The organism is Corallococcus sp. AB032C (genome assembly GCF_003668935.1).
Taxonomy (GTDB): domain Bacteria; phylum Myxococcota; class Myxococcia; order Myxococcales; family Myxococcaceae; genus Corallococcus; species Corallococcus exiguus.
In genome coordinates, this window is the sequence record NZ_RAWP01000237.1 from 1 (window position 1) to 2,441 (window position 2,441).

Sequence of the window (2,441 nt, forward strand, 5' to 3'; positions counted from 1 at the left end):
GCGGGGGACAGCGGCTCGGAGCCGTCCACGGGGAGGGGCCCCGCGGCGCGGGCGGCGGCGAGCAGGCGCAGCGCGGCGTCCTCGGCGGCGTCCTCCGCGGCCAGCTCCGTCATCCGCGCGGCCTTCTGGCGCATCCGGCGCGCGAAGGCGGCCACGCACAGCACGGAGGCGGTGAGCCACAGGAGCGCGGAGCTGGTGGTGAGCGGCAGCCAGCCGTAGCGGGCCGCGAGCCCCTCGCGCCAGTCCTGCTCCTCCAGCAGCAGCGACGTGCGGAAGGCCTTGCCGAAGGCCTGCTCGAAAGGCTCACCCGCGCGCACGCCGTCCACCAGCAGGCCCATGGCGTGCGAGCCGTGCTTGCCGGTGAGGAAGGCCACGAAGGCGGCGCTCTGCGCGTAGGCGATTTCGACGTCCGCGGGCACGTCCGGCCATTCGTCGGACAGGTCCTCGAAGTGGAAGACACGCTCCTGTGTCACCGCGCGGAAGAGGGCGCTGTAGTGGGCGACGGAGTAGCGCTCGTCGGTGAGGTTCTGCGCCACGCCCTCCTGGAACCAGCGCGGCCAGTCCTTCGCCAGCTGGCCCAGCGCCACGTGCGCCAGCTCGTGCCGCAGCGTGGTGGGCCCCTCCGTGTCGCTCAGGCTGAGCGCGTCCAGCAGGATGATTTGATGCCCGGGGTAGGCGAGCGCCACGGCCCAGCCCGGAGGCTTGCCACCGGGGAGCGCCAGCGCTTCGAACTCCTGGCGGCCCACGCCCAGGCGGATTTCGGTGGTGCCCGGCCAGTCGCGTCCCAGCATCGCGCCGAAGGCGTCCCGCACGCCTTCAATCTGCCCGGCCAGCGCCCGGGCCGCGCCCGCCGCCTTCGCGGTGTGCAGGATGACGAAGCGCTGCGTCTTCATCTCGCCCGCGACGATGGCGGGGCGGGCGTGGGGCACGAGCGCGGTGTCCGTGACGACGACCTCCGTGGCGTGGATGCCCCGCGGACCTTCGTCCTGCGCGAACACGCCCGGAGAGGCCAGCAGCATCATCAGGAAGGCGAACAGGCGGAGCATGCGTGGCCTCACGGTCCACCAGAGATAACAGCCTCGGCCGCCGCCGCATCAACCCCTTCCACCCTCAATCGCTTACGGCGCGACGTGTCACCCGCCACGAGTGTCACCTGCCGACGCGGCACGCCCAGTGTTTTGGCGATGAATTCCACCAGGGCCGCATTCGCTTCGCCATCCACGGGCGGGGCCGCGAGTTGAATCTTCAGCTGGCCGTCATGCTCGCCCACCACCCGGGTGCGGGACGCGCGCGGCTGGACGAGCACCGTCAGCTCCACCCCTGTCTGCACGGCTTTGAGCCAGGGGGCGGGCATGCGCGGGCGCTAGTCGTTGGAGGTGGCCTTCTTCTGAGACAGGAACGCGACGTTGTCCTCCACGCGCGCGTAGTCGCGGTCCGCGAAGGTGGGCGCGGCGAACGTCTCCAGCAGCTTGCGGTGGGCCTCCACCACGGAGCGCACCTGCGACTCGAACTGGGTGCGCTGGCGCTTGAGCTCGTTGATGTCCTCCACCACCTGCACCAGCCGCTGGTGCGCACCGTGGACGATCTTCTCCGCCTGGTGCTCCGCGTCCGCGATGATGATCTCCGCTTCCTTCTTCGCGGCGTCCTTCAGGTCCTCGCTGATGCGCTGGGCGGTGACCATCGTCTCCTGGAGGGTGCGCTCGCGCTCCTGATGCTGCTCGAGCCGCGCCTGCGTGCGCTTCAGCTCCTCCTTGAGCGCGATGTTCTCCTTCACCACCTCCTCGAACTCGCCGGCGATCAGCTCCAGGTACGCGCCCACTTCGGGACGCGCGAAGCCGCGCATCACCGTCTCGAAGCGCTTCTGCCGGATGTCGAGGGGGGTGATCTTCATGCGCCCCAGTCTAACCCATACACGCGCGCACTCCAGGAATCGGCCCGGAGGGGCAGAGGGGCGTCAGGGCTGGAGAGCAGACAGGCAGGCGTGTTTCAGGGCGCGGCGGCCGGGGCGGCTTCCCACTGCGACGCCACCGAGCGCGCGGCGTTCTGCACCGCGTAGCCCACGCGGCTGTCCGCGGCCACGTCCTGCACCACCCGGCGGGCGGTGGGGGTGCGCTGATACAGAAGACCTCCCAGCGCTTGAATCTTGAGCGCGTCCGGCAGGCGCGGGTGGCGCACGACGTTGCCCAGAATCTCTTCGGCGCGGCGGTGCTGGAAGAGAGCCACCGCGCGCAACGCGGCCTGCTGGATGCGCGGGTTCGGGTCCCAGATGAACGCGGCCAGCGGGTCCAGGGCGCGCGGGTCGCCCAGGAGCGCCAGGTCCTCGATGGCGAGCGTGCGGATCTCCTCCGGCGCGGGCTCCGCCGCCCACAACAGGCCCCTCAGCAGGGGCTGGTCCGCGGCGCCGGAGGTTCCGGTATCCACCGGGGGCCGGGCGGGGGCGA

General features: G+C 71.4%; 4 protein-coding genes. All 4 read right to left on the reverse strand.

The genetic code is table 11. The annotated features are described in order from the left end of the window. Nucleotides 1–1,046, reverse strand: a 1,046-nt coding sequence (locus D7X99_RS41755) for a peptidase MA family metallohydrolase (RefSeq protein WP_121782568.1), incomplete at its 3' end; no start/stop codon positions are given. An 8-nt stretch (nucleotides 1,047–1,054) separates the two neighbouring features. Then, nucleotides 1,055–1,354 (reverse strand): DUF167 domain-containing protein, encoded by a 300-nt coding sequence (locus D7X99_RS41760; protein ID WP_120581670.1) that lies wholly within the window; start codon nucleotides 1,352–1,354, stop codon nucleotides 1,055–1,057. A gap of 9 nt (nucleotides 1,355–1,363) precedes the next feature. After that, nucleotides 1,364–1,891 (reverse strand): DivIVA domain-containing protein, encoded by a 528-nt coding sequence (locus D7X99_RS41765; protein WP_014397740.1) that lies wholly within the window; start codon nucleotides 1,889–1,891, stop codon nucleotides 1,364–1,366. Between the two features lie 95 nt (nucleotides 1,892–1,986). Continuing rightward, a partial coding sequence (locus D7X99_RS41770; protein ID WP_304998011.1) for a HEAT repeat domain-containing protein occupies nucleotides 1,987–2,441 on the reverse strand: 455 nt, incomplete at its 5' end.

Bases quoted from the DNA above. Each gene is read 5' to 3' on its own strand.
- D7X99_RS41760 (WP_120581670.1), bottom strand. From the start codon at position 1,354: ATGCCCGCCCCCTGGCTCAAAGCCGTGCAGACAGGGGTGGAGCTGACG.
- D7X99_RS41765 (WP_014397740.1), bottom strand. From the start codon at position 1,891: ATGAAGATCACCCCCCTCGACATCCGGCAGAAGCGCTTCGAGACGGTG.